Source organism: Micromonospora sp. NPDC003776, from assembly GCF_053605645.1.
The window spans coordinates 1-6582 of sequence record NZ_JBSGJR010000403.1; the positions used below are offsets into that span (position 1 = coordinate 1).

Sequence of the window (6582 nt, forward strand, 5' to 3'; positions counted from 1 at the left end):
GCCGCCCTGTTGCTGCTGCTGCGCCCCGCTGCCCTGCACCGGCGCCTCCTCCGACGGCTGCACCACGACGAAGCCCTGCCCGGCGAAGCTCATGGCGGGGACCCGGGTGAGATCACCATGTACTACCAGCCGCAGATCGCCATCGCGACCGGTGAGGTCGTCGGGGTGGAGGCGCTGCTGCGCTGGCGGCACCCCCGGCGGGGCATGGTCGACCCGGGGGAGCTGATCCAGGTCGCCGAGCAGAGCGCGGTGATGCGGCTGCTCACCCGCCGGGTGGTCGACGACGTGGTGGAGCAGGTGGCGAAGTGGTCGGCGGCGGGCATCAACCTGCGCGCCGCGCTCAACGTCAGCGTCCGCGACCTGCACACCGGGGAGATCGCCGACCAGATCGCCGACCGGCTCACCCGGTACGGCGTCCGGCCCGACCGGCTCCAGGTGGAGATCACCGAGGGCGCCCTGATGGCCGACCCCCGGCGGGTGCTGGCCAGCATCTCCCAGCTGCACCGGATCGGCGTCGGCATCGCGCTCGACGACTTCGGCACCGGATACTCCTCCCTCCAGCACCTGCGCCGGCTGCCGCTGTCCGAGGTGAAGGTGGACCGGTCGTTCGTCCTCGGGATGGCCGACGACCCGGACGACGCGGCGATCGTCCGGTCGATGATCGAGCTGGCCGGGGCGCTCGGGCTGCGGGTGGTGGCCGAGGGCGTGGAGGACGAGCGCACCTGGCGGCTGCTGCACGCGGCCGGCTGCGACGTGGCCCAGGGCTGGTTCCACGCCCGGCCCATGCCGGCCGAGGAACTGGCCACCTGGCTGTCCCGGTACCGCCCGGTCCGCCCGACGGTGAGCGCCGACACCGACGGGCCGCACCGCCCGGGCCGCTGACCCCGCCGCCCGGCGGACGGGTCGGCGGGGGAGTCGGAGGCGTCGCGGCGACGGCGGGACAATAGACTCGCTCCGGTCACCGCGCGTCATCGGCGCCGTCGGGCGCGCGGCCGGCACACCACAGACGCAGCAGGACAGCCACGAAGGGGGCACCCGATGGCCGCCATCTCCCGCGAGGAGGTCGCGCACCTCGCGCGACTGTCGCGGCTCGCCGTCACCGAGGAGGAGTTGGACACCTTCGCCGGTCAGCTGGACGTGATCCTCCAGTCGGTCGCCCAGGTCGGCGAGGTCGCCGCGGCGGACATCCCGCCGACGTCCCACTCCGTTCCGCTGACCAACGTCCTCCGCGAGGACGTGGTGGTGCCCGGACTGACCCCGCAGGAGGCGCTGTCGGGTGCGCCCGACGCCGAGGAGCAGCGGTTCCGCGTCCCGCGGATCCTGGACGAGGATGTGGCTTCATGAGCGATCTGACCAAGCTGAGCGCGGCCGACATCGCCGGCCTCGTCGCGAGCGGCGAGACCTCCGCCGTCGAGGTCACCCAGGCCCACCTGGACCGGATCGCAGCCGTGGACGAGCGGGTCCACGCCTTCCTGCACGTCGACACCGAGGGCGCGCTGGCCGCCGCCCGCGGCGTGGACGAGCGCCGGGCCGCCGGCGAGCAGCTCGGCCCGCTCGCCGGCGTGCCGGTCGCGGTCAAGGACGTGCTCACCACCAAGGGCGTGCCGACCACCGTCGGGTCGAAGATCCTGGAGGGCTGGCGCCCGCCGTACGACGCGACGATCGTCGAGCGGCTGCGCGCCGCCGGCACCGTGATGCTCGGCAAGACCAACATGGACGAGTTCGCGATGGGCTCCTCCACGGAATACTCCGCGTACGGGCCGACCCGGAACCCGTGGGACCTGGAGCGCATCCCCGGTGGCTCCGGCGGCGGCAGCGCCGCGGCCCTGGCCGCGTACGAGGCGCCGCTGTCGATCGGCTCGGACACCGGCGGCTCGATCCGCCAGCCCGGCGCGGTCACCGGCACCGTCGGCGCCAAGCCCACCTACGGCGGCACCTCCCGGTACGGCCTGGTGGCGTTCTCCTCGTCGCTGGACACCCCGGGCCCGTGCGCCCGTACGGTGCTCGACGCCGCGCTGCTGCACCAGGTGATCGGCGGCCACGACCCGCGCGACTCCACCTCCATCCCGGCCCCGGTGCCGGACGTGGTCGGCGCCGCGAAGCTCGGCGCGACCGGCGACCTGACCGGGGTGAAGCTCGGTGTGGTCACCGAGTTCACCGGCGAGGGCGCCGAGCCGGGTGTGATGGCGGCGTTCCGCGAGTCGGTGGAGGCCCTCGCGAAGCTGGGCGCCGAGATCGTCGAGATCTCCTGCCCGCACTTCAAGTACGCGCTGCCGGCCTACTACCTGATCGCGCCGAGCGAGTGCTCCTCCAACCTGGCCCGGTTCGACGGCGTCCGGTTCGGCCTGCGGGTCGGCGATGACGGCAACCGGTCCCTGGAGGAGGTCATGTCGCTGACCCGGGAGGCCGGCTTCGGCCCCGAGGTGAAGCGGCGCATCATGATCGGCACGTACGCCCTCTCCTCGGGCTACTACGACGCCTACTACGGTCAGGCGCAGAAGGTCCGCACCCTGATCACGCGCGACTTCACCGCCGCGTTCGAGCAGGTGGACGCGCTGATCTCGCCGACCACGCCGTTCGTGGCCTTCCCGATCGGCGCGCGTACCTCGGACCCGTACCAGATGTACCTGGCCGACCTGTTCACCATCCCGACCAACCTGTACGGCGGGCCGGCCATCTCGGTCCCGTGCGGCCTCTCCGACGGGCTCCCGGTCGGCTTCCAGATCATGGCTCCGACCATGGCCGACGACCGGATGTACCGGGTCGCCGCCGCGCTGGAGTCGACGGTCGGCACCTTCACCCCGCCGGCGCTCTGACCAGCTCGCGGGGCGGCCTGCTCGGCCGCCCCGCGACGCCGGGCCGCCAGCCGGTCGGCAACACGCGCCCGCCGTTCGGTCCATATCGCCTTGTCGGCTGTCCTGATTGGATAAGGTCTCTTCGCGCTCACCGACGCGAATGACGCTTATCCCGATCGACTGCTGGACGGGCGATGAAGACGCTGCGACCGATAGTGATCGTTTCGGCCCTCCTGGTGTGGCTGCTCGGCGCGGGGCAGCCCGCCGCCGCCGCGACGATCACCTTCACCTCCGGCCCGCTGGCGTCCCCGGTCACCGCCTACCAGCCGTACCCGGACCACACCTTCGTCGCCACCGGTGACCCGACGATCACCTACTCCCTCGCCTCCGGCAGCCTCCCGCCGGGCCTGGCGTTGTCCTCGACCGGCGCCTTCGGCGGCACGCCGACCACGCCCGGCAGCTACGCCTTCACGGTCCGGGCGACCGGCGCCCCGAGCGGGGACTCCGCGGACCAGAACGTCACGGTGGTGGTGCAGGCCCCGACGATCACCGTCACCTCGGGCAGCCCGGTCTCGCCGGTCACCGCCTACCAGCCGTACCCGGCGCACACCTTCACCGCCTCGGGCGGCACCGCGCCGTACACCCTGTCGCTGCGGTCGGGGGCGTTGCCGCCGGGCATGGCGGTGTCGTCGGCGGGGGTGCTGTCGGGTTCGCCGACGACCCCGGGCAGCTACGCCTTCGGAATCCGGCTGACCGACGCGCACGGCTTCTTCGCCGAGCAGGACGTCACCGTCGTGGTGGTCGCCCCCACCATCACCGTCACCTCCGGCGCCCCCACGTCGCCCTGGTACACCGCGCAGTCGTACCCGGCGCACACCCTAACCGCCTCGGGCGGTACGACGCCGTACACGCTGTCGCTGCGGTCGGGGGCGTTGCCGCCGGGCATGGCGGTGTCGTCGGCGGGGGTGCTGTCGGGTTCGCCGACGACCCCGGGCAGCTACGCGTTCCGGGTCCGGCTGACCGACGCGCACGGCTTCTTCGCCGAGCAGGACGTCACCGTCGCCATCGCCGATCCGGCCACCACCATCACGTCCGGAGCGCCGCCGCGCGGCGCCGTCGACACGGCGTACTCGTTCCGGTTCACCGCCACCGGTGACTCCGCGATCAAGTTCAGCGTGGCCGCCGGCACCCTGCCGCCGGGCCTGACCCTGGCCCCGGACGGCCTGCTCAGCGGCACCCCGGAGACCGCGGGCAGCTACGCCTTCACGGTGCGGGCCGCCGGCACGGCATCGAGCGCCACGGCCGAGGTGACGGTCGTCATCGACGCCGTGTCGACCTCCCCGTCGGCGACGCCGACCTCGTCGACGCCCGGCACGCCGGGCACGCCCACGGTGACCCCGGGCACGCCGACGACCACCGCCGGCGGCGGACTTCCGGTCACCGGTGGGCACCTGACCCCGATGCTGCTGCTGGGCGTCGCGGCGGTCGCCGTCGGCGGGATGCTCCTCCTCCTGGCCTACGAACGCCGCCGGCGCGCCCGGACGTACGGCTGACGCTCTGCGGGGGCGTGGCCGGTCTCAGGCCAGGCCGCGGCGCCCGGCCTGCAGCCCCGCCTGGAAGCGGGTCCGGGCGCCGAGGGCGGCCAGCAGGGCCGACGAGCGGCGGCCCAGCGTGCGTACGCTCACGCCCAGCTCGCGGGCGATGGCCTCGTCCTTGAGGCCGGTGGCGAGCAGCCCCAGCAGCCGCAGGTCCAGCTCGTCGCCCGCGGTCGTGGATCGCTGGGGGTCCCAGGCCGGCAGCGGCGTGGCCTGCGCCCAGAGCATCTCGAAGAGCTTCACCAGGGCCGACACCACCATCGGCGCGCGGATCACCAGGGCCGCGTCCACGGCCCGCTCGCTGGCCAGCGGCAGCAACGCCACCGAGCGGTCACCGATCGCCAGCTTCAGCGGCACTTCGGTGTGCACCCGGGCCTGCTCCCCGGCGGCCACGGACGCCATCGCCTGTTCGAAGGCGCCGGGCAGCTCGAACGCCTCCGGGGCGTAGATCCCGCGTACGCTGGCCGCCCTGCCGAGCAGGTCGTTCTCGGACACGTTCGCCGACGCCACCTCCTGCGCGTACGGCGGGCGGTCGAGGACCAGCAGCTCGCCGGTCACCCCGTGGGTGAGCTGGACGAACTGGGCCTCCACGGCGGCCCGGCCGGTGACGATCTCGAGCAGCTCGTCCGGGCTGGTGTGCAGCTCCCTCGGGAACTCCTCCGCGATCCGCTCGGCGGCGCGGCGGGCCGCCGCGAACTCCTCGGTCCGGCGGACGACCAGGGCGTTCACGGCGACGTCCGGGCGGGTCGCCAGCAGTCGGGTGCCGGAGCCGACGAGCCGGCTGACGAAGCCGAGATCCTCCAACCGGTCGGTCGCCGCCCGCACCGCCCGCAGGCTCTCGCCGACCTGCTGGGCGAGTTCCGGCAGGCTCGATTGTTGCCGGCGCAGCAGGGCCAGGTAGACCGACTCCTCCACCGGGGTCAGCCCCAACGACTCGAACATCCGCGCCCCCTCCCGCGGCTGGCCGATCCAGGCCATGGCCGGGCTCGGTCAGCCGAAACTGTGGCGATCGGCGCACGTCCACGTCTAGACATGCGACATGATCTTCTCCCGATTGAGCGGCGCACTCGCGCTGGCCGTCACGGCCGCCGGCGCTGTCAACCTCGCCTCCGCGTCCCCGGCCGCCGCTGCCGACGGCTGGCACCGCCCGCAGTGCGGCGTGGTGCAGGGGGACGGCTCGGTGACCTTCACCCGCAACGACGGGGCCTTCCTGGCGCCGACCACGACCGCCGTCAGCCCGGTGGCGTACCCCCGGCTCGTCGCGCTGGACACGCCGAACACGCTGGTCGCGATCGCCAAGCGGTCGATCCAGCGGTCCACCGACGCCGGCTGCACCTGGCAGCAGATCGCCGGCACCGAGCTGAACCTGGGCACGTACGACCTGGCCGCCGGGCCGGGCGGCACCGCGTACGCGTACGGCGTCAACGACCAGCCGGTCTACCGGGTGCAGGGCGACCAGGTCGTCCGGGTCGCCGGCCCGGTGGCGGACGACGGCGTGGCCGGGCTGTCGGTGGACCGGACCGACGCGCGGGTGCTGCGGGCGGTCAGCAAGGCCGGGCAGATCTACGACTCCGGTGACGGCGGCGCCACCTGGTCCGCGGTAGGGGTGCCGCCCGGCCCGGACGAGTTCGTCTACAAGGCGGCGGTCGACCCCGCCGACCGGGCCCACGTCATCGTCGGCACCATGGGCCACGGCAGCTACGTGACGTTCGACGGCGGGCAGAGCTGGACCAGGTCGTCCGGGGTGGGCGCCACCCCGCAGGCGAACGGCTTCTCGATGGCCTTCTCCCCGGCCGACCCGCGCACGGTCTGGCTGGAGGGCTACGACCTCAGCCAGAACGACAACTCAGCCCGGCACATCTGGCGCTCCACCGACGGGGGCCGCAGCTTCGTCTCGGTGCTCGACGGCGCCGGGCCGACGCTGATCAACGGCACCCCGCTCTGGCCCAGCCCGGTCGACCCGGACGTGCTGTACTTCGCCTACGGCACCTGGTTCGGCGGCTACGGCACCGACCTCTACCGGTACGACGCGTCGACCGGCCGGCTGACCTCGCAGCACAACCCCCACGACGGCATCGGCGGCGTCGCCTTCAACCCGGCCGACCCGCAGGTGATCTACCTCGGCGTGGTCGAGGAGCGCTGACCTGCCGGCCCCCCCGGGGGGGGTTGCCCGGGGGGGCCGCCGCGGCGCC

The 6582-nt window shown here is 73.9% G+C and carries 6 protein-coding genes; 5 read left to right on the forward strand and 1 reads right to left on the reverse strand.

What is annotated here, in order from left to right; genetic code table 11:
• The 4 genes from ACWEVO_RS26230 to ACWEVO_RS26245 form a co-directional block, all read left to right on the forward strand.
• Positions 1-882, forward strand: an 882-nt coding sequence (locus tag ACWEVO_RS26230; protein WP_452310170.1) for a putative bifunctional diguanylate cyclase/phosphodiesterase, incomplete at its 5' end; no start/stop codon positions are given.
• 156 nt (positions 883-1038) lie between these two features.
• Positions 1039-1344, forward strand: a complete 306-nt coding sequence (gene gatC / locus ACWEVO_RS26235) for an Asp-tRNA(Asn)/Glu-tRNA(Gln) amidotransferase subunit GatC (RefSeq protein ID WP_091190253.1) — start codon at positions 1039-1041, stop codon at positions 1342-1344.
• Complete coding sequence (gene gatA, locus ACWEVO_RS26240; RefSeq protein ID WP_452310171.1) at positions 1341-2816, forward strand: Asp-tRNA(Asn)/Glu-tRNA(Gln) amidotransferase subunit GatA; 1476 nt, start codon at positions 1341-1343, stop codon at positions 2814-2816. The genes gatC and gatA overlap by 4 nt, the downstream gene beginning before the upstream one ends.
• Positions 2817-2989: 173 nt before the next feature.
• Complete coding sequence (locus ACWEVO_RS26245) at positions 2990-4348, forward strand: putative Ig domain-containing protein (protein WP_452310172.1); 1359 nt, start codon at positions 2990-2992, stop codon at positions 4346-4348.
• Between the two features lie 24 nt (positions 4349-4372).
• On the opposite strand, the gene ACWEVO_RS26250 is transcribed toward ACWEVO_RS26245, so the two are convergent.
• Positions 4373-5368: a helix-turn-helix domain-containing protein gene (locus ACWEVO_RS26250; RefSeq protein WP_452310173.1), complete on the reverse strand. Its 996-nt coding sequence runs from the start codon at positions 5366-5368 to the stop codon at positions 4373-4375.
• Between the two features lie 61 nt (positions 5369-5429).
• Here ACWEVO_RS26250 and ACWEVO_RS26255 point away from each other — a divergent pair, with 61 nt between their 5' ends.
• Positions 5430-6533, forward strand: coding sequence for a VPS10 domain-containing protein (locus tag ACWEVO_RS26255; RefSeq protein WP_452310174.1), 1104 nt, complete (start codon positions 5430-5432; stop codon positions 6531-6533).
• The last annotated feature ends 49 nt before the right edge of the window (positions 6534-6582 follow it).

Bases quoted from the DNA above. Each gene is read 5' to 3' on its own strand.
- ACWEVO_RS26245 (WP_452310172.1), top strand. From the start codon at position 2,990: ATGAAGACGCTGCGACCGATAGTGATCGTTTCGGCCCTCCTGGTGTGG.
- gatC (WP_091190253.1), top strand. From the start codon at position 1,039: ATGGCCGCCATCTCCCGCGAGGAGGTCGCGCACCTCGCGCGACTGTCG.
- gatA (WP_452310171.1), top strand. From the start codon at position 1,341: ATGAGCGATCTGACCAAGCTGAGCGCGGCCGACATCGCCGGCCTCGTC.
- ACWEVO_RS26250 (WP_452310173.1), bottom strand. From the start codon at position 5,368: ATGGCCTGGATCGGCCAGCCGCGGGAGGGGGCGCGGATGTTCGAGTCG.
- ACWEVO_RS26255 (WP_452310174.1), top strand. From the start codon at position 5,430: ATGATCTTCTCCCGATTGAGCGGCGCACTCGCGCTGGCCGTCACGGCC.